Origin of the sequence: Croceimicrobium hydrocarbonivorans (assembly GCF_014524565.1) — a bacterium.
Taxonomy (GTDB): domain Bacteria; phylum Bacteroidota; class Bacteroidia; order Flavobacteriales; family Schleiferiaceae; genus Croceimicrobium; species Croceimicrobium hydrocarbonivorans.
The window spans coordinates 3043030-3064615 of record NZ_CP060139.1; the positions used below are offsets into that span (position 1 = coordinate 3043030).

Sequence of the window (21586 nt, forward strand, 5' to 3'; positions counted from 1 at the left end):
AGGCTTATTTGGCTTTCAGGGCTTCGCTGGGTGAGGGGCTTTGCCATAAAAATTCAGGGGCAGCTTTCTCTTCTGGGGCTACCTCATTGAGGTTATTGGCATTGTAAACCCTACCGTTTCGAACCACCCATATAAGGCTATTGGTAGCCCGAATGTTCTCCAATGGGTTTTCATCCATAATTAAAATATCGGCCAGTTTTCCGGCTTCCAGACTTCCTAAATCCTTATCCAGGCCCAAAGATTCCGCACCAATTAGGGTTGCTACCCTAAGGATATCTAAATTGGGAATACCCCCACTAGCCATGGCCCAAAGTTCCCAATGATAACCCAAGCCTTGTAACTGTCCATGGGAACCCACTCCAGCCATACCATCCGCCGCTACTAGGTCGCGAATAAATTCGGCATGGCGGGCAAAGATGTGTTCCTCTTCCATAAACCAACCGGCTTTTACGCGACGACTTTTGGAGGCTAATTCTTCATAAGGGGTAAAGAATTGCATTTTAGGATCGTGGTACACTTCTTCAGTGGCATAGAAATAATTCTCGGCAAAAGGTCCGCCATAAGCTACCAATAGGGTAGGAGTAACAGTGGTTTTCGACTGGGCTACAAATTGCACCACATCTTCCTGTAAAGGATAAATAGGCAGGGCATGCTCATGGCCAGGATAGCCGTCCATAATTTGAGTCATATTCAGTTTATAGTCCAAGCCTCCTTCAGTAGTGGGCTTTAAGCCTAGTTCTTTACAAGCCATTATGATCCACTGACGTTGTTGGCGATTACCGGTGAGGTACATCTTAATGGTCTTGGTTTGATAATAGTCTGAATACTGCTTTAAAACTTTGCGAGCATGTTCCAAGGATTGAATTTTATAGGACCAGAATCCAACTCCGGGACCAGTACTGTAAATGCGTGGTCCTAGCATCATTCCCGCTTCAACCATATCCGAATAGGTAAGCACATCAGTAGTGGCAGTTTGAGGGTCGCGAGTGGTAGTTACACCATAGGCCAAATTGGCCGCATAGATCCAAATTTGGTTTTTATGGATGCCCCAATTGGGCCACATATGAGCATGAGTGTCTACAAATCCGGGGGTAATGGTTTTGCCACTGCAGTCGAGAACCTTAGCCACATCCGGCACATTTAAAGTGCCTGTGGGGCCCACGGCTTCAATGCGATTATTGTGAATTAAGAGGTCTCCATTTTCAATGACCTCCTGACCGTTCATAGTAATGATGCGGGCATTTTGCAAGAGGGTATAACCCTGGGGGATATCCTTTTTATAGGACAGAGGAATGCGAATTTCCTTCGCTTCATAAACGGGCTTTTCTTTATCCTTTTCCTTCTCCTTGCTTTTGGATTTATCTACTGGACTTTTAGCCTCCGTGCTATCATTTTTCTCAGCAGCTTTTTCCGCTTTCTTGGCTTCTTTTTCTGCTTCCTTAGCTGCTTTAAGGCTGTCGGCAAAAGCTTCAGCTTCGGCAATATTGTAAATGAAATGAGCCGGACCTAAGGACCAGTGGATATCTTTCCCATCGGCAGACCAGGCAGGGAATTCACCTCCCAGAGTGGTAAGTTTAGAGGCCGGGAAAGCCGCTGATTCGGGAGAGGCAACCGAAATTTCGGCCTTCTTTCCGTATTTAGGTAAATGTACCAGGTACAGATCATTATTAATTTGTGCTAGAACCGAATTGCCATCTGGGGAAATAAACATTTCAGAAGGGGTAGAAGGCTCTGACTTTTCGCGCCAAGCGTCGTAGGCCTGCGGTAATAAAGAGGCGGTGTGATCCTCATCAAAACCATGATCATGGAAATCTTGGAGGTTAGATCCATAAGTAGTGATCCCGGTTAATTTCAAATGTTCTTTCTCATCACTGCCATCCCAACGAATGGAGATAAGGCCTTTGGAGCCATGGTTTAAATAAATGCGTTCCCCATCTTTACTAAAATGCGGATTGCCACGTCCTTTAGCAGGAGCGATGGTATGTTCTTGTTTAGACTTTAAATCGAGGTAGGCGATTTGAGCATTGCCACCGGAAACAAAGGGACTGTAAGCATCGCGATAGGATTGAGCGCTCTGTTGGATATACACCAATTTGGAGCCATCGGGGCTATAGCAAAGGCTATGATAGAGGCCACTGGATTTGCTGATTTTTTGATGGGATTTTCGTCCCACTAGATATTCATAAATTGCTCCGTCTTCGCCTTCCCAGGCGCAATAGGCAATCTTTTTTCCATCGGGCGACCAGGTTGGCATGGCCTCCGTAAAGCTATGCTTGCTTAAGGCTTGCGTTTTGCCACTTTCGAAATTGTAGAGATACAAGCGGTTTAGAGCGGTAAAGGCCAACCATTTACCATCAGGAGAGGGGGCACCATCGCGAATTTGAGTAATGGCCTGCTCGGGATCATCGCTAATGGGGAATTTGAAATCCAGGCGAGGACCTAAATCCAAATTGATTTCAATCTCCATGGGAATCTCACTTTGCTGCTTGGTGGCGATATCAATGCGGTGAATTTTACCCATATAGCTGCAATAGAGGTAACGACTATCTGGACTAAAGGCCATGCCTGGCAATACGCCCAGAGTGGCGATAGACTCTTGCTCATCCCGCTGTACCGGGTAGGCCAACCATTCTTCGTCGCCCGTTTCGAGATTGCGCAGTACTAAACCGGTCTCCGTTTCATAGCGACTGCCATAAACCAGGTATTTTCCGTCGGGAGAAAGAGTAGGCGTGAAGCCCGATCCATAGCGGGCGGTAATGCCTTCCAATTCACCTTCTTCCATATCATAGCGACGAACTTGATATTGCGGTAAACCGGCATTGTAATTCCAGGCACTGCTACGGGAAGAGAAATAAATGTAGCGACCATCCGGACTAAAATAGGGGTCGCTGCATTTTAGGCTTTCCGGCTTTTTAATGATTTGCGCCCCACCGCCTTTCTCAACATGGTAGAGGTGTAATTTTAAGTTTCGACGACCCTTGGCCGCTACCAAATACTGTCCATCCGGACTCCAGCTTGCTGAAAAATAGTTCTGATTTTTATCCTCTGTTATCTGGCGTTCTTTCTTGTTGCTAAGGTCCATTACCCACAGGTTTTGGGAGCCGCTTTTATCAGAAATATAGGCCAGACTTTTACCATCGGGTGAAAAGCGAGGATGCACTTCATAGGCCATGCCCTGAGTTAGGGCCTCGGCTTTACCACCTTCAATGGGCATGAGGTAGAGGTCGCCCATGGCATCGAAAACAATTTGCTTACCATCCGGACTAATATCCAGCGAAAGCCAAGTAATGCCCGGGTTCTTTATTTGAATTTGCCGTTCGGGTTCCAAGGGTAATTCCTTGGTCGCTTTTTTGGTGGAGTCTTTGGCTTCGGCAGAATCCTCTTGTGCCGATAATGGAAGGCTGAAAACTGAAATGACAGCCAGCAGGTAAAAAGCAGTAATAGATCGCATGCTTGGTGTTTTGGCGGCTTGAATTTATCTAAAATCCGTGGATATTCGCTGGATGAATATGAGGCCCTAAGGAATGGCCACGGCTAGATCATCAATTTTAGCTTGATAATAGGCTTGTATTTGTTGGCAGAGCGGGCCCTTCTCCGCTTTTCCGATTTGACGGCCATCTACATTTTTCACCCAACTTAGGGCGCCCATGGTGCCAGTGGTAAACATCTCATCGGCAGTATACATTTCCGTCATGCTCAGATTTTTCTCCCGGGCTTTAATGCCTAATTCGGCGGCGATTTCCAGCACTCTTTCACGGGTTAATCCCGGTAAGCAAGCATCCGCGAATGGAGTTAGCAATTCCCCTTTACGTACCAAGAAGATATTGGTAGCATTGGTTTCGGCGATAAAGCCATTTTGATCGAGCATTACCGCATCATCGACTCCCGCATGATTGGCTTCGATCTTGGCCAAAATATTATTGATCAGATTGTTGTGGTGAATTTTCGAGTCCAAGCTATAAGGGGCATTGCGCCGTATGGAACTGGTGATGAGTTTAAGCCCATCTTCACCATATACCAAGCCTTTGTATTCGGGCAGTATGATTAGGGTACAGCCATAAATATTCAATTGGGGATTCATGCCGGAGGTGCTTTTTACACCGCGGCTAAGAGTGAGACGGATATGCACCCCATCACTCATATTATTCGCTTTTAAGGTGCCGAAGATGGCATTGCGGATTTCAGATCGACTGGGAATATTCTCGAATTGAAGCACATGCGCTGAATCGAATAGGCGATCCAAATGTTCTTCTAATTGGTAGATCTTGGAATTATACACGCGCAGACCTTCCCAAACGGCATCACCACCCTGCACTACCGAGTCGAGCACGGAGACCTTCGCCTCGCGCCTTGGCACCAGCCCATTTACATATACCAAGGTATTTTCATTACGCGGGTCGGGGAGATTGTATTTGCTCATGGGCGGCATTTTTTAATAGTTCATAATAGGCTAAACATTCCTGATAAAGCTCCAGGTCTTCACCAGATATAGCGGGGAGATCTAATTTTTGTTGGGCCTCAAAGCCGGTACTTTGATGCACGCGCTGGTACCAGAATTGGGCCCAAAGTCCATCCTCCTTAATGGGACCAGCTGGCCATTGCAACATGCTTTTCGAAAAAGGAATTTCCAAGTGTTCGCAAAGTTTTCGAAGCTCCAATTCCGGATTTTGTGCTAGGGCATCCGAATCGAGGAGATAATAGCTTTTACCTGCTTTTTGTAATTCTTGCAGCCATTGCCATTGCTCGCGATAAGCCAGATCGAAAAGACTGATCTCTGCCATATTCTTCCGATAGCTCGCGATAACTGCTGCCGGATGCCGGAAGAGTAAAACGGCCTTCCATTCAAGGGCGGCATCTTTGGGCACTAAGCTTATATGATTGGCCATATTCTTTAGGAATAAGGGGCCATTTTCGGCTTTCGCCTGAAGCGACTCTAAGACTTTTAAGGGCTCTAATTCCATGTTTTGAAGCACCAGCTCCCGCGAGGGGCGATAGACTGGATACTGCTTTAGGAAGGCACCAAAAAAGGGTTCGTCTGATACTTGGAAATCACCTCGATGCGCAAAGAAATACATCAAGGCGGTAGATAAATTTCGCGGTCCGGACCAAAGGGCAACAATCATATGGGCTGCTTAGAAGCTTCTAAATGTCTTAATTTCCCGTCAAAATCTGCTATTTATTGTTTAGTCTATCGTTTTGAAGTTAAAGCCGATTCCGAAGCCCGATTTCTGGAAGCTTGGAAAGAGTTAACCTTGCTTTTTCGGGAGCATTGCGGAGGATTGGGTTCCCGTATTCATTGGGATAGCCAGGGTCATTTTTTCGCTTATGCCCAATGGCCTGATCAAGAAACGAGAGAAAGAGCTTCGGACCTTTTACCTGCTTCGGCCCAAGCCTGGCGAAGCCAAATGACAGAATCTTGCCTGAAGATTGAAACGGTATTAGAAGGGGAGATGGAGATCGATCTACTTACTTAATTCGTACAAAGCCTTAACCAAAGATTTTCGGGCTTCATCGGGCATTCTAGACCAATGACTGTAAAATACGGGAAGGCTTTGAATGCCAATGCGGGAAAGGGTTTGATAGCGCTCCATGTGGAAACCCAATGCATAATCGCCGGGATAACCGATAAGATCAATAAAGATGTGCTTATCCTTATACTTGATGATGAGGTCTAAAATCATTCCCGCTATGGGGTGGGCAGGATGAATGGATTCACAAGTTTCCAGTCCTTTCAAAAACTCAATGATTTCTGCTAAAAATTGGTCATGTTCAGGGGCAGGCCGAGCTACTTTGTGGCGATTTTTCAAAAAGTGTAAGTAGCGGTGTAAGAGATGCTCGCTGCTACTAGGGACCGTACTTAGTGAATGGAAAACTATTTGCTTACTGATGGCTCTCGTTACACTTACATTAAAGACTTCCGCTTTATTTAAATGGGTGAATGCAGCGCTGTGCGCCTTATCATCCAAGGCAAAGGAGATGAGCATTATTTCGCGCTCCGAACCTTGAAAATGGTAGGGGCCGCCGATCCATAAATCATGACCTTGAATAAAATCTCGATTGAATTCTTCAGCAACTCTTGTCTTGAGCCAGGAAACCTGTGCACTAAAGGGCGAAAGTACTCCAATGCTGGGTTTTAAAGCTTGGTATTTGTATTCGCTTTTCAGGGCTTTAAGCTTTGAAATAAGGGCTTCACCTTCTATTTCGTTTACGCCATCCTTATTTCGTTCACCATCGCAAGGATGAAGCTCAATGGCATCTTCCTGTTGATGTTGAGGACCCGATTTTAGCACTTCCAGTTGACCAGCGTAAAACTCTTTATTACTGAATTCAATTATATCCGGACTGGATCGAAAATGCTCCCTTAAAAAGCTGAGTTGATCTTGTTCTGCCAATTGACTAAGAAAGAAATCCAAAATACTGCGATTGCGATAGTCGAAATTGGTATCGGGGCTTAGGCCATATTTCTTTTGGAGTTGAGCTTGCTTATTTTGAGAGAGGAAGGAATAATGTCGCAATTGATTGGGATCGCCCACAATGCAACTGTGCTTGGCGCGATAAATTGCTGGCAGGGCTAGGGCTAAATCCACTTGACTGGCTTCATCAATAATTAAAAGGTCAAATAGTTCTAGTTGTTGGGGCAGCACATTATTAAGCTCCGGAAGGTGTACCAGCCAAATTGGGAAGATATTGAGCAGCTTAGAATAGTTGAGCTCCTGCATTCGCTTTTTGGATTCGGTGAAGCTTTCACTTTCCAAGGCTTGCTCATAAGCCGCAATGGCATTGCGATGACTATTTCGGTGTTGAAAGCGATTTAAGTGAATTTTTTGATCCGAATATTTTTTAATCCGCTTGTCGATATCCTTCCGAATTTCCAAGCTTTCTAAATAATGCTGCAGGTAAAGGTCATATGTTCTGAATGCATTCGATAACCAGAGCTTTTCAATGCTGTTTTTTAGGCTCTTTTTAGATTTCGGCTTTTCCAGCTCAAGCCTACGTAATTCACGTTCCAATTCTTTTTGGTAGGCTTTTTCCGAAGCCTTCATCTGATTGTCGATCTCAGTGAGGTTGGTCAAGTTTGTTGACAAGCCAGGCCGTCTTTCAATGCCTTGCAGAAAACGCCTTACCCGAGTAAGTAAACTACGACGGTAGCCATGCCCCGAGCTCTGGATCAAATAATCTTTGAGGTCGTATTTCGATTCAAGTATGCCTCGTACCACTTCTACTGCTGACTTGGTTTTGGAGGCGATCATGATACTCTTTCCCTGAGCAATGGCCTCGGCCGTAATGGCAGCGATGGTGTAGGATTTGCCGGTACCAGGGGGACCAATTATCACTGAACCTGGATATTGAAAAGTATTCTGTAATGCCTTGTATTGTTCTCTGTTTAGTTGATAACGAAACCAGGACTCAAGCTTAGGCTTTTTCAAGGTCTGTGCTTCGAGCAGATTCTTTAATACCTCAGGATAGGCATTGCTTTGAGCCATAAACTCTAAATCCTGTAGCACCCCCAAACTGTTTTGGTTTTTCTCCAATAAAAGATAGGCTGCCGCTGGTACTACTTTAAAGGGATCCTTAAGCTGGATTTCTTTTAATGTGCTTTGAATTTTGCTCGATTTCCAGAGCACGGGCCATTCTACCAGGGCTTCAGTATCCAGATTTTGGTAGAATTCTTCCAACAAGGCTTTTATAGAATAGACCCCTCCATCTTGGGATAGAATCATTTCGGCTTTGGCTAGAAACTCATCATGACCCTTGCTTTCATTTTTCAAATCCAACAAACGCAAGGCTTCAGCATTAATGATCAACTGATCCCAACCCAAGTCTAAAACCGCCTCTTCGCCTTCCATTAAATGGGCAGGAATTAAAAAGAGGGGACTGGCTATTTTAGAACTACGCTGGAAGCCACTTCGGTCCATCCCTAAAAGGAAAAAGGCTCCGTAATAGAGTCCCATTTCCAAACTGTAGAGAAGAAGTTGTTCTTTAACCTCATCAATCTTAGGATGGTCAAAAGCCGAAAAACGCTGCTTTTTCTCCAGCACTTCTTCAGTTCCACCAACAAAGTGCTTCAGTTTATAGCGACTTTGAAAAACGGAACGAATGTTTAGGTTGCGATTATCAGCTTCGTAACAATCTCGAAAATAGGAGTAAAGCGCTTTTGCTTTGGGAATGGACTTCATTTTTTTAGATCGCAGAAATCAGATTTTCAAGATGCCTATCTAATGGCATATTTCAAAATATTAAAGCATTAAGCGCGCACATTTACATTCTCAGCTGCTCCTGCCCCAAATTCCAATCGGCCGGCGATTATGCTTCAAAGCAAGGTTTGCCATGGAAGTATTCGATGACCCGCATTTTGCTAATTGGCTTTAGAAAGGGAGTCAAGATCAATGCGCAAGGTTTTGGGCTTCTCCAGCTTAAAGCTACCGGGAGCCAGAATTTCTTCCGGTGGATTCCTTTGTAATTGTTTGAATTGGGATTTGTCGCCTTGCCAAACTACAGAGTAGAGCCATTGATCGTCGCGAGGATCCTGAATCTGATTGCGCTTAAAAAAGGATATTTCTAAGCTTAAGGAATTGCCGGTAAGCACCGGATGATGCACCACCAGATCTATCTCCTGGAAAGGACAATTAAGCTTCGAAGCAGGGATAAGTAAGCTATCTATAATCCGATCATCCTGAGGAGTAGCCGGACTGCCCATCTCATCAAGGAGATAACATTGGAAGATGCTGGCGCTGTCCGAACTCCTTGAAAGCAAGGCATAGGCCTGAGCTTGTAATCCTGCTAAGGGATAAATTCCCAATACGAATAGAATTAGAAGCATGGATATTGACTTTTTTGACTTAATATTCATGTTTTTCAGGCTTTTAGGAGCTTATGTTAATTTTATTTAGTCCTTTTAAAACTATTTAGTAATTATGTGCTTGCTTGAATTTTGTATTTAAACAACCAAAACAGGGGGATGAGTTTGTTGACTTTCATGGTTTCATATTTAGTAAACCGGGGGGAGGAAGTTAAAAAAAGCGCCAGGCAATTCAGAGCTATTTTCTGTCTATTGCTATTCATGGTTTCGCTGAACCAATTAAAAGCCCAGGAGTTTCCGAATTCCTTTAGGGGAACTTTAAGGGCGATGTCGGATTCCAGCTTCAATACCGATCGCTTAATTCGATTGGAAACCCACATTTTTAGTATTGCTCAAAATAAGGGGGATAGCCTGGGGAATTGGTTCCTACCGGCCTACGAAGATTATATTGATAGTCTTGACCCCAAGCTGCAGGCCGAGGCTTTAGAGTCTATGTTGATTATCTGCTACCAGCAAATCGGCAATTTGGATATGGCCGAGGGCTTTCTGGAAAAACGCATCCAGATTCTGGAAGAAATAGGCCATGAAGAAATGTTGGCCGTGGCCCTCTCACAATTGATGTTCCTCCAAGCTGATCAGGAAGAAAAGGAAAAGGCGATTGAAACCAGTATTCGTTTAAGGGAAATGATTCGCTTAAAAGGGGATATGTTGCCCGAAAGGAAATCCTTTCTCTATCGCCAATTATGTGGTTTTTACCATAAAGTGCGTGAAATTCAGCTGGGCATCGAAATATGTAATGTTGGGGCAGAATATGCCGAAGATGAAAATGATGATCGAAATTTGGCCGGTATTTATGAAGCTTTAGCGCTCCTACATGAAAATAAAGGCAGCTCGAACGATAGTATTATCAATTACCGAGAAATGGCCATTAGCAAGGCCGAAGCTGCTGGAGATAGCTTTTTACTGCGCACCCTCTATCGCAATATGGCTCGTACTTATGCTAAACTGAATAGAATCGAGGTAGCCCGAGAATATTACGAGAAGACTTTTAAGATCTACGAGAACTATCCCTATTTATTTGGCTGGATAACGGATATGACCTCCTACGGGAATTTCTTGTTGGATGTTCAGGACGTGAAACGGGCAGAGGAGCTGTATCAGAAATTAAGTTCTTTATATCCAGAGTATGCGCACCATGATGAAAGCGTAAAGCATCTTGCCAACTTAGGGATGAAGATCATGGTTAGCCGAGCCGATGTGGATTCCTTCAATTACTACAAAACAATCTACGATTCACTTTGGATAGATGTTCTGGAAAAGGATAAGCTGGAGGTGCGTGAGGAGCTTTTGGTAGAATATGAAACCAAGGAGAAGGAAGCTCAGAATAAAATTTTGGAAGCTCGAAATCAGGGAACGATGATCGCCTTAATTGCCGTAGGCCTGGTGGCAATCCTCCTTATTTTTCTGGTAAATACCATTGTGAAAAGGCGCAAGGCGGAAAGAATATTGCATGAGCAGAAAGAAGCCTTAATGGCTTCGGATTTGAAACGCACCGCCCTAGAGAAAGAACAAAGCGAGCAAAAGAATAATCAGCTTAAAGCCGAACTGCAGGAGAGGGTAAAGCAAATTACCGAGCATCAAATGCTTAATGCCGAGCTCAAACAATTGTTGAACGACCTTAACAATAATCTGGAGCAACCGGAAAATCGAAAGTTAACCCGCCAAATGAAGAACCTGGTGGGCCGCAAAGCGACCGAAGCGGCTTTGGAAGAAATTGCCCAAAAGATCAATGATTTTTACCCTGGCTTACAAGATCAATTAGCGGGTAAATTAGGGGAGAAAAAAGAAGCCGAAGTGTATACCACCATGCTCTATTTAATGGATTATCGAACCGAGGATATTGCTAAACTTTTACAGAAAACTGAAAAGGCCGTTCGCAATATTCGCTACCGGGTTCGCAAGAAATTAGACATGGCAGAGGAGCTCGATTTCCAGGATGGAGTGAAGGAAATATTACAATTGGTCTCTTAAAGGTCTTTAGTTCTTAATTATTGAATTTCAGTGTTCTATAATTTTTGAGGCCCGTTTGAGGTCCTCTCTGAGGCCTATTTGAGGCTTAAAATATAAGAGTGGGAGCAGGAGTCCCGATTAGTTTTATATCCGCTAATTAAACTCCCCCCAACTCTATGAATCTACGCTTACTCTACCGATTGTTTTTGAGTCTGCTTTTTGCCATTTGGGCAAGTGCGGCTTTTGGACAATTATCATCGGGTGTTAATGCACCCCATTGCGCTTTTACCGGTACCCTGGAAGTAGGAGATACCTTATTCTTCCGTTCTCTGGATACTGCGCTTACCAATCACAATCTTAATTTTCAATGGTACACTTGCGATGATAAAAGTGGAACCGGACGCACTGCTATTTCTACTGCAACCGACAGTGCTTATATTCTCCGGGAAGCGGATACCGCCAAGTTTATCCAATTGGGAGTTTTTCCTCAAGGTGGTTATTATACCGGAGCTGAAATCAGAACCGCTACTTATGGGATTGTCTATAATCCACTTGAGTTCTTTTTAAGCTCTCCAGGGATGACAGCCCCTTATGCCTTCCGTTTAAGTCCGGGTGATATTCCTTCTAATGCACCTTTTCAGCTCAATACCGCTTCACTAGGAGTATTAATTCCTCAAATGTCTGGGGCTTATCCCAATGGTGATGACGTATATATCTATGGCTTTATTGAGCCTTTTTCTACCAATTCATCACAAAGAGCTTATGGCTATTACAATAGTGGATTTGGCTGTGTGTATAAATTTGATCTGTCCTTTTACAGCAAGAAGAGCACCGACTCGCAGCATGTGAAATTGGTTGATTTAAGTGGCTATATAAATGTTCAAGGATCCGCGGCCTATCCTCCCGGTTCAGGTTTAAGTCCAGATCATTTTAGATTCACTTGCAGTTCCTTGAACTTCAATAATATGGCCGCTAGTAATAGTGTGATAGGAACCGTTAATACCTTTCTTTTAGGCTTTAAATTAAATCTGGCTTCCATTGGTATTGTTACCGCTTTGAATACCTCAGAAAGCACTAAAAACCATCTCCTTCAGGTAGAAACTGATACCGCGGATGGAACCTTGGATCGCATTCTGATAAAGGATATCAAGGATTTGAAATTCCTGGATTTTGTTGTAGAATCCAGTGTAAGCCTAGAGAATGATATAGATGCCAGCGAAACCCAAACCTGGAATAATGGCAAAGGCTGGGAGCCTCTTTACCGTCGTTTCAATGGTCTAGGCATGAGTCCGGATTTTAAGCCGGATCAAGTTGGAATTTATTTGGAAGGTGGAAATCACACGATTAAAGGCCTTTATATAAATCGACCCAACGAAGATGAAGTCGGAATTTTTCAAGAATTAGCAGGCGCTTCTTATGTTCGGAATCTAGCCTTGGAAGAGGTTGATATTAAGGGGAAAGATAAAGTTGGTGCCATTGCTGGTAGCTCAGCAAGTAACTACTCCAACGATATCATAGCTGTAACCGGAAGTATTGAAGGTCAGAATTCGGTAGGAGCCTTATTTGGCGAGGTAGAAATAGCCAAGAGCCTTAGTCTAAATTATGCTTATTCTACCGCCCAAACTCAAAGTGCAGATGGCTCCGGTGCCCTAATTGGGAATGTAATTGGCAGTGCCAACCTGAATCAAGTATATGCCAGTGGCGCAGTTTCCGGAACCCGGGCCTTAGCCGGTGGTACAGGCGGAGTAGTGGCTACGGAAAGCTATTACAATAGTGATAGCGTAGCATCTTCCAGTCAAGGATTGCCATTAACCACTGCTCAAATGAAGCAGTTTAACAATTATAACAATTGGGATTTTTCGAATGTATGGGGAATCACGCCATTGGTAAATAATGGCTTTCCCATTTTAAGAGCATTTTACCCTGCTTTGACGGTCGATGTGCTAGCTAATCAAAATCCATTCTGCCCAAGCGACAGCATCGGATCCATTCAAGCATATATCAATGGTGGAGCTGCGCCTTACCAGTTTAGCTGGGGGGATGGAGATACTAGTTTGCAAAGGACTGGATTAGCGGCTGGAAGCTATTCCTACCATGCTATCGATGCTCTGGGAGATACCTTAAATGGAAGTTTTAGCCTAAACGCATCAGACAGTATCGCCCCCAATTTTAATTTACCGGGCTTTACAACTAAGTATCTCGATGCCGCGGGAAGGCTGAATATTCAAGGTTCTGATTTCCTGAGCTACGCCTCCGATAATTGCAAATTAGACTCTCTTTGGCTTTCCATCGATAGCCTCGATTGTTCGGTGATAAGCAGCGGGCCGGTGCCTGCCTCCGCCTACTTCGACGGAATTAATGACTTTGCCTGGGTAAGCAATAATCCTTCTTTAAATTTTGATCAAGGGATTATCTCACTGTGGGTGAAGCCCGATTCTTATAATAGTAATGCCGGAATTATCGCGATGCGTGGTAATACCAGTCGCTATTCTTTCCACTTAAATCAGAATGCTAATCAGCTGGGATTGTGGAATAACATTTCCTATAGCACTTTAGATTATTCCAAAGGCTTTGATGCCGGTCAATGGTACCACATAGTAATAGTGATTAAGGGCACTACCGCTAATCCTGAGGTTTGGATAAATGGAGAAAACATAGGCAGCTTCACGGTTAACATCAATTTTGATATTAGCAATGAAAACTTTGTCTTAGGCTCCTCCAATAGTTTTGGCGAATTCTTTAAAGGAAGTATTGCTAATGTGGCGCTATATGATAGCCTGCTTAGCCCTTCTGATATGAACCTCTTATGGGCTCAGGATTCTTTAACTGAAATCCCTCACCTAGTAGCCTATTATCCTCTTTTAGAAACAGGCACGGTATTAAAAGATTATGGTCCAAATGCTTACGATGGACTCTTTGTGAATTGGAACTCTAGTGATCGTCAATTTAATGCCAAAGAATTGTGGGTGTATGCTGAGGATCACAATGGTTTAATCGATTCTGCTCGCACCTGGATTTTTGCAAAAGACACCATTAAGCCTCAAATTACCTTTGTTCCAGCTAATATTTCAGTACAAGCTGATAGTAATTCCTGCGGCGCCATTGTAAATTATAGCCTGCCACAAGCCAGCGATAATTGTGCTTTAGCCAGTTTAAACCTTGTTTCCGGTTATGCCAGTGGAAGTGTATTTCCGGAAGGAAAAACCATTGTAACCTATGAGTTTAGAGATAGTAGCGGAAATGCCGAAACCTGCAGTTTTGAAGTTTTGGTTACCGATACTATCGCCCCTCAATTTCTGACTTGTCCTCAAGATCGAAATTTTGATGATTACTTTCATACCTGCGATTTTGAGCAAAGATTCCAAGCACCTAATTTTGATACAGCCTGCGCAGCTAAGGTTGATCACCAGATTACCCAAAGTAGTTTAACCACTGCCTTTTCTTTTAATGCCTCCAATAAGTTTGGTCCAGAGCCAACCGGGATCGTTCGCTTTTTTGATTTAGATCAGGATGGTATTCAAAACAATTATCATTTGAAGGGAATCACCTTTGGAATAGGTGCTGTTCCAGATGGAAATGTATATGAAGTGCGTATCTATCGTTTCAGCGAAGTTACCCATGGTGATAGCGTATTTGACTTCCTCTCTGACGAGAATCGAATCGATTTAAATCGTTATCACCCGACCATCATCAGGACCAATCATTATACTCACAATCAAAGTTTCGGTTTACAAACTGTGCCTGTTGATTTGCAATTAATCCCTTCGGATAAAATCATCGTTGAGATTTTAGGTCCTGGAGTGGCGGGCTCCTTCGCTGGAAATACCGACTTAAATAACCAAACTGTGCCGGGCTATTGGGGCCGAAATGATGGATATGCCACGATTAACCCAGCTAACCGCTCAGGAGTTGTTCCGATTATTGCCCTGGAAGGTGAGGAGTATATCAATTTAAAAACGGTTCAATATGCCGGACCCGAATCAGGGACTTATTTACCCTTCGGTAAAACTGATATTGGCTATTACATAGAAGATGGTAGTGGTAACCGCGATAGCTGCTCCTATAGCTTCACGCTCAATGATTCATCTGCTGCAACTGATTTTGACATTTCAAGAGAAGTGGCTACCAGCGATACTACCTGTGATGCGCAATACAATTGGGGGCCAATTGAGAATTACTTTACCGAGTGCAATTTGGATACAGTAGTTCAATTAAGCGGATTGCCCTTGGATACCATTTATCCATTAGGTACCACGGTGAATAGCTATCTTGTTTATGATACTTATGGTAATGTTTCCGATACTTCCTATCTGCGACTTACCGTAAAAGATCTAAGTAGTCCGGATGCGCAATTGGTATCCAATGTTCAAGTTTATCTGGATTCTAATGGACTGGGCTCTATCGACTCATGGAGCCTCGATAGTGGATCGACCGATAATTGCGGTTTAGTCGACAGTATTGTTTTGACCGACAATGTATTTACTTGTCGCGATGTGGATTCTTACTTTTCGGAAGGGGCCACCGCTTCCTATCTCAGCTTTGATGGAATAAATGATACGGTTACGATCGACCTGGATGGTGTGATTGATCAAATTGATACCTTCTCCATTCAGTATTACCACCGGCAAGATATTGTCAATAGACCCTATTCTCAGCTAATTGGCGGAGTTTTTAGCTTACGAAGCGGTACCGAGGAAATATTAGGATATAGTTTTTCGAATTTCTTCACCTTGGTGACCACTGGACCTACTGTAAGAGGAGCAGGTGTAGTGAGTGCCCATATGCCTTTTAATGTTTGGCATAAATTCACCTTCAGTTATGCTAAGCCTGATCTTAAAGTCTATCTCGATGATAATTTGATTATCACTGCAAATTATGCCATCGATTCGTCTAAGGTTTCAAACCTAAATCTGGTATTGGGAAAGGCAGGGACTACGAATCCCAGTTTTAGTCCTTTAAGTAATGTAGACCTGGATGATTTTATCATATACGATACCCTTGCCGATGGCTTAACGAGTCCCGATCCCAGTCATATTCTCGCATCCTTTGGATTTAACCAAGCTGGCGATTCAGTATTGTTTGATCAGGGACCCGGTGCCTACCATGGGCAGCTGCACAACTTCGATGTGGATTCAGCCTGGCATAATGTGAGCGATACCTTATTGGTTTATGTGCAAGATGAGGCCGGAAACCGTACGCCGGTAAATCTTCCTATTGATGTTATCGATACCATAGCACCTAGTATTCAGGTGCTGAATGCTGGCTATTATTTAGATAGCAATGCTCAATTTATCGTCGATTATAATTCGGTGATTTCCAATGTTTGGGAAGCTTGTGAGCTAGATACGGTATTCTGGAATGCGGATACTTTAACCTGTGCTGACCTCGGCTTAAACGAGATTCAGATCACGGCGAGCGATATTTATGGAAACAGTCGAACCAGCGTCGCCCAATTAACTTTACTGGATAGCATTGCGCCAGCCGTTTATGCTAAAGGCATAGATCTTTTTTTAGATGCAAGCGGTCAAGCTTCGGTTTCAGCCTCCGAAGTTGATTCCAATTCCTATGATCCTAATTGCAGCCTGGATACTTTGTATCTGAGCCAGACGGAATTTACATGCTCCGACCTGGGGACTCCAACGGTTTACCTTATCGGGATAGACAATTCGGGTAATAAAGACAGTAGCCTGGTTGCCATTTCGGTTCTGGATACGGTGAAGCCGGATGTTCGGACACGAGATATTCAAATTTATCTGGATGCCAATGGTCAGGCTGCTATAGTGCCGGCCGATATTGATTCTGCTAGTACTAAACTCTGTGCGAATCTCAATCTTGATATTTCCCAAAATAACTTTAGTTGCGCTGATCTAGGAAGCAATACGGTTTGGCTTTTCGCCGATGATGGATTAGGGAATCGGGATAGTGCTAGCGCTCAAGTACTGGTTCTAGATACTCTTGCCCCTCAATTACAGGCCCTCAATCAGATCCTATACCTTGATAATGCTGGACAGGCAGGTTTAAGTGTTAATGAAGTGAATAATGCCAGTACCGATAACTGCGCTATCCAGCAAATTAGCATTTCCAAAACCCAGTTTGATTGTGATGATCTGGGAATTCAGAATTACTACCTAATTGCCAGTGATGCATCTGGAAATTCGGACAGCATTTCCTTTAGCGTAGAAATTCGCGATACCATTAAGCCGGTGGCAGATGCCCGTAACAGAGTCCTGTATTTAGGGGCGGATGGAAGCGTAAGTCTCGACCCTCAATCGGTAAACCGCGCCTCTGTTTCCAATTGTAATGTGAGCTATGCGCTAAGTCAATCGACCTTCACTTGTGCCGATGAAGGACTAAACTTAGAAACCTTCTATATCACAGACTTGGCCGGAAATCAAGATTCTGCGACCTTCCTGGTAGAAGTGCGCGATACCATTAGTCCAGTGGTTATTCCACGTAATATCACCGTTCAATTAGGAGCAACCGGTCAGGTTAGTGTGGCTGCTTCTCAGGTAGATAGCGCCAGTTATGATAACTGCTCCAATCAATTGTTCTACTCCATTAGTAAGAGTAGTTTCAATTGTAATAATCTGGGTCTAAATACGGTAAGCTTAACCGCTACCGATGGTCAGGGTAATAGCACTACTGCTCAAGCTCAGATTTTGGTAGAAGACAATATTCTGCCTGTCGTGCGCTCACGTAACCTAAGCCTTTATTTGGATGCCAACGGAATGGCGAGCATCACAACCGGCATGCTTGATAATGGCAGCACTGATAACTGTAGCATCGATTCCTTAGCCCTTTCGCAAAGCGATTTTAACTGTGCAGATTTAGGTCAGAATACCATTAGTTTCCAAGCTTTCGACCAAAGTGGAAATTCCAATAGTACCAATGCCATCATTACGGTTATCGATACCATGGCTCCGGTCTTGAATACCCAATCCATTAATGTGTATCTCGATGCTAACGGTCAGGCTAGCATTACAGCCAATGATCTGGATAATGGTAGTACCGATAATTGCGCCATCCAAAGTTTACAGATCAGTCAAACAAGCTTTGATTGTGGCGATTTAGGTCAGGTGGCGATTCAATTTACTGCCAGCGATGCTTCCGGCAATAGCCGCAGCCAAATGCTAAATGTGATGGTGCTGGATACCATTTCACCTATCGTAGTTGGAGGAAGCTTAAGCTTAAACCTCGATGCCATTGGTCAGGCTAGTATTAGCGCTGCTGATATCAATGCAAGTAGCTCTGATAATTGCGGAATCAGCCAGTGGAGTCTAAGTCAAACTAGCTTTGATTGCACAAACTTGGGTTCTAATACCATTAGTTTAACCGGTACCGATGCTTCCGGCAATAGTACATCTGCAGATTGGACTATTAGCATTGTAGATAATGCCGCACCCACAGTACTAGCTCAAAACCAAACACTTTATCTGGATGCCAATGGCAGTGCCAGCTTAAGCGCTAGTCAGGTTGATGCCGGCTCCTCTGATAATTGCGGTATTCAAAATCTAAGCTTAAGTCAAAGTACTTTCGACTGCAGCGATATTGGTACCCTCAACCTTAGCCTTTCGGCGGATGACGCCAGTGGCAATATGGCCAGTACCAATTTTGTAGCTACCGTATTAGATACTATGGCTCCAGTGTTGAGTACCCAATCCATCAATGTGTACTTAGATGCCAATGGTCAGGCTACGATTAGTGCTACTGATTTGGATAATGGCAGCACAGATAATTGCGCGATTCAAGATTTACAAATCAGCCAAAGTAGTTTCGATTGCAGTGATTTGGGTAATCAGACCCTTACTTTCACCGCAGTAGATGTTAATGGTAACCAGCGTAGTGCCCAAGTAGGAATTACCGTTCTGGATACCATTTCACCTCAGGTAGTTGGAGGAAGTTTAAGCTTAAACCTCGATGCCAATGGCCAGGCTAGTCTTACGGCCGGCGATATCAATGCAGGCAGCTCTGATAATTGCGGAATCAGCCAGTGGAGTCTAAGTCAGACTAGCTTTGATTGCAGCAACCTGGGTTCTAATACCATTAGTTTAACGGGTACAGATGCTTCGGGTAATAGTACATCTGCCGATTGGACTATTAGCATTGTAGATAATGCCGCACCCACAGTACTGGCTCAAAACCAAACGCTCTATCTGGATGCCAATGGCAATGCTAGCTTAAGCACCAGCCAGGTTGATGCTGGCTCTTATGATAATTGCGGCATTCAAAATCTAAGCTTAAGTCAAAGTTCTTTCAACTGCAGCGATATTGGTACCCTCAGCCTCAGCCTTACGGCGGATGATGCCAGTGGCAATATGGCCAGCGCCAATTTTGTAGCTGCGGTATTAGATACTATGGCTCCGGTACTAAGTACCCAGTCTATTAATGTGTATTTGGATGCCAATGGTCAGGCTACGATTAGTGCTACTGATTTGGATAATGGTAGCACAGATAATTGCGCGATTCAAGATTTACAAATCAGCCAAAGCAGTTTCGATTGCAGTGATTTGGGTAATCAGACCCTTACTTTCACGGCCGTAGATGTAAATGGCAACCAGCGTAGTACCCAGGTAGGAATTACCGTTCTGGATACAGTTTCGCCCGTTGTTCCTGGCGGAAGCTTCACCTTGAATTTGGATGCCAATGGAGCGGCAAGTTTAAGTCCAGCTGACATTAATAGCAATGCCAGTGATAATTGTGGGGTTATATCCTGGAGCCTAAGCCAGACTAGCTTCTCTTGTGCTGATGTGGGTTCTAATACAGTGAGTCTCACTGCTACTGACGCATCAGGCAACAGCCAAACTACCAATTATACTATTCTGGTAGAGGATGTTTTAGCTCCGGTCTTAAACCTTCAAAATATTACTGTTTACCTCAATGTCAATGGCATGCGAGCAGTGGCCGCCACGGAAGTAGATAATGGCAGCAGCGACAATTGTTCGATTGCCAGTCGGGTGCTGGATATCGATACCTTCGACTGTGCTGATTTAGGTCAAAACCTGGTGAACTTTACCGCCACGGATGTGAATGGCAATGCCGCTTCGCAAAATGTGATTATCACGGTTAAGGATACCATCAGCCCCAGCATTGTAAATCTTCCGGCCAATATCACGGCTTATACCGATGCCAATCAATGCGGAACCATTGTACAATGGCCAGCCATTTTGGGTAGCGATAATTGTGGCAGTGCTACGGTAAGTACCTCGCAAACCAATGGCGGACTTTTCGCGAAAGGTTTAACAACCGTGAATGTCTTGGTGCAGGATGCCAATGGCAATAGTCAAAGCGGAAGCTTTAGCATTAATGTTTTGGATACCATTGCTCCTCTAATTAGCAATGTACCGCAGGTGTATACGGTATTACCTAATGCCGCATCTTGTGACGCTGGTGTAAACTGGATTCCTCCGGTGGCTAGCGATAATTGCGGAACCGCTACCCTTACGAGTAATTATGCTCCGGGTGCCACCTTGCCGGTGGGTACCACAACAATTGTGTACACCGCCACCGATGCCGATGGTAATAGTCGTAGTGTAAGCTTTGATGTAACCGTTACTGATGCGATTGCACCCCAGTTTAGCAATGTACCCGCCGATATTGTACAAGCCAATGATGCCGGTCAATGTGGGGCCAATGTAAATTGGACCGCTCCTAATGCTACGGATAACTGTACGGTAAGCACCTTTAGCAGTAGTCATAATTCCGGCGATTTCTTCGCTATTGGAACTACGACCGTTACGTATACCGCTAGCGATGCGGCGGGTAATCAAACTAGCATAAGCTTCGATATCACTGTAGAGGATCAGGAGAAACCTGTAGTAAGTTCAGTGCCTGCAAATGATACGGTAGGCCAATGTGGTGCAGCCTATGTGTACAGCCTACCAGTGGCGACCGATAATTGTGGTACTGTAAACGTTCAGCAAATCGCCGGATTAGCTCCTGGAAACGTATTCCCCATCGGGGTAACCCAGAACAGCTTCCGTATTAGCGATGCTGCTGGAAATGATACGGTGGTTGGCTTTACGGTAGTGGTGATTCCTCAAGGTCAGGCTAAGTTGCCAGACTTATTAGAGATTTGTGCTAATGCTCCGGCAGTGGATATTACCGAAGGACAAGCCAGTATTAATTGGTCTGGTCCAGGGATTATCAATAGCGGAACCACCTTCGATCCGGCTCGCGCAGGGACCGGCAGAAAAACCCTCACTTACACCTTTGTAGATGACTATGGTTGTTCGGTAAGTGGTTCGATTATCGTAACCGTATTACCGGTGCCAAGCACTCCACAGATTGTGCAGGTTGCTTCGAATACCCTGTCTACCACTCAGACTTATTCTACTTATCAGTGGTATCGAGATGGAGTAGCGATTCCGGGTGCCGTGAATCAGAATTACTCCTACACCCAGAGTGGACATTATCAGGTGATTGTAGGAAATATTTCCGGTTGTGAGGTATTTGGTGCAGGCTATGCGATTGGACCGATCCACGGTGGTATTGGGGTAGACGAATTCAATTGGTCGGATATGCAAGTGTATCCGAATCCGAATGATGGATTGTTTACCATCGATTTTGCCGGCCTCACGAAAGAGAATATGAAGGTTCAAGTGCTTTCTACCGATGGAAAATTGGTTTATGAAAGTCAACAGAAGCTGAATGCTGAAAGCCAGATCCGCATTGATCTGCGGGGCTTACCGGCTGCAGTTTACTATCTCCGTGTCTCCAATGGCGCGATCCGAGAAACACGCAAGTTGATCATTTACTAATCCCACAAAGCATTTGACC

8 protein-coding genes are annotated in these 21586 nt (G+C 44.2%); 3 read left to right on the forward strand and 5 right to left on the reverse strand.

The window, feature by feature from the left end:
- Positions 1 to 4 precede the first annotated feature (4 nt).
- From H4K34_RS13805 to H4K34_RS13815, 3 genes are all read right to left on the reverse strand, one after another.
- Positions 5 to 3451, reverse strand: a complete 3447-nt coding sequence (locus H4K34_RS13805; RefSeq protein ID WP_210757975.1) for a DPP IV N-terminal domain-containing protein — start codon at positions 3449 to 3451, stop codon at positions 5 to 7.
- A gap of 66 nt (positions 3452 to 3517) precedes the next feature.
- On the reverse strand, positions 3518 to 4420 hold the full coding sequence (locus H4K34_RS13810) for an aminotransferase class IV (protein ID WP_210757976.1): 903 nt from the start codon (positions 4418 to 4420) through the stop codon (positions 3518 to 3520).
- Positions 4389 to 5123 (reverse strand): sulfotransferase-like domain-containing protein, encoded by a 735-nt coding sequence (locus H4K34_RS13815; protein WP_210757977.1) that lies wholly within the window; start codon positions 5121 to 5123, stop codon positions 4389 to 4391. The genes H4K34_RS13810 and H4K34_RS13815 overlap by 32 nt, the downstream gene beginning before the upstream one ends.
- On the opposite strand from H4K34_RS13815, the gene H4K34_RS13820 reads away from it, so the two are divergent.
- A complete protein-coding gene (locus tag H4K34_RS13820; RefSeq protein ID WP_210757978.1) occupies positions 5124 to 5474 on the forward strand; it encodes an antibiotic biosynthesis monooxygenase in 351 nt (116 codons plus the stop codon).
- On the opposite strand, the gene H4K34_RS13825 is transcribed toward H4K34_RS13820, so the two are convergent.
- Both H4K34_RS13825 and H4K34_RS13830 read right to left on the reverse strand, forming a co-directional pair.
- Positions 5463 to 8177, reverse strand: coding sequence for a DEAD/DEAH box helicase (locus H4K34_RS13825; protein WP_210757979.1), 2715 nt, complete (start codon positions 8175 to 8177; stop codon positions 5463 to 5465). The genes H4K34_RS13820 and H4K34_RS13825 overlap by 12 nt on opposite strands.
- A 179-nt stretch (positions 8178 to 8356) precedes the next feature.
- Positions 8357 to 8821, reverse strand: coding sequence for a hypothetical protein (locus H4K34_RS13830; RefSeq protein ID WP_210757980.1), 465 nt, complete (start codon positions 8819 to 8821; stop codon positions 8357 to 8359).
- Between the two features lie 240 nt (positions 8822 to 9061).
- Between H4K34_RS13830 and H4K34_RS13835 the strand changes: the two genes are divergently transcribed.
- Together H4K34_RS13835 and H4K34_RS13840 are read left to right on the forward strand one after the other, a co-directional pair.
- Complete coding sequence (locus H4K34_RS13835; RefSeq protein WP_210757981.1) at positions 9062 to 10831, forward strand: tetratricopeptide repeat protein; 1770 nt, start codon at positions 9062 to 9064, stop codon at positions 10829 to 10831.
- Between the two features lie 155 nt (positions 10832 to 10986).
- Complete coding sequence (locus H4K34_RS13840) at positions 10987 to 21567, forward strand: HYR domain-containing protein (protein ID WP_210757982.1); 10581 nt, start codon at positions 10987 to 10989, stop codon at positions 21565 to 21567.
- Positions 21568 to 21586 lie beyond the last annotated feature (19 nt).

Bases quoted from the DNA above. Each gene is read 5' to 3' on its own strand.
- H4K34_RS13805 (WP_210757975.1), bottom strand. From the start codon at position 3,451: ATGCGATCTATTACTGCTTTTTACCTGCTGGCTGTCATTTCAGTTTTC.
- H4K34_RS13810 (WP_210757976.1), bottom strand. From the start codon at position 4,420: ATGAGCAAATACAATCTCCCCGACCCGCGTAATGAAAATACCTTGGTA.
- H4K34_RS13815 (WP_210757977.1), bottom strand. From the start codon at position 5,123: ATGATTGTTGCCCTTTGGTCCGGACCGCGAAATTTATCTACCGCCTTG.
- H4K34_RS13820 (WP_210757978.1), top strand. From the start codon at position 5,124: ATGGGCTGCTTAGAAGCTTCTAAATGTCTTAATTTCCCGTCAAAATCT.
- H4K34_RS13825 (WP_210757979.1), bottom strand. From the start codon at position 8,177: ATGAAGTCCATTCCCAAAGCAAAAGCGCTTTACTCCTATTTTCGAGAT.
- H4K34_RS13830 (WP_210757980.1), bottom strand. From the start codon at position 8,821: ATGCTTCTAATTCTATTCGTATTGGGAATTTATCCCTTAGCAGGATTA.
- H4K34_RS13835 (WP_210757981.1), top strand. From the start codon at position 9,062: ATGGTTTCGCTGAACCAATTAAAAGCCCAGGAGTTTCCGAATTCCTTT.
- H4K34_RS13840 (WP_210757982.1), top strand. From the start codon at position 10,987: ATGAATCTACGCTTACTCTACCGATTGTTTTTGAGTCTGCTTTTTGCC.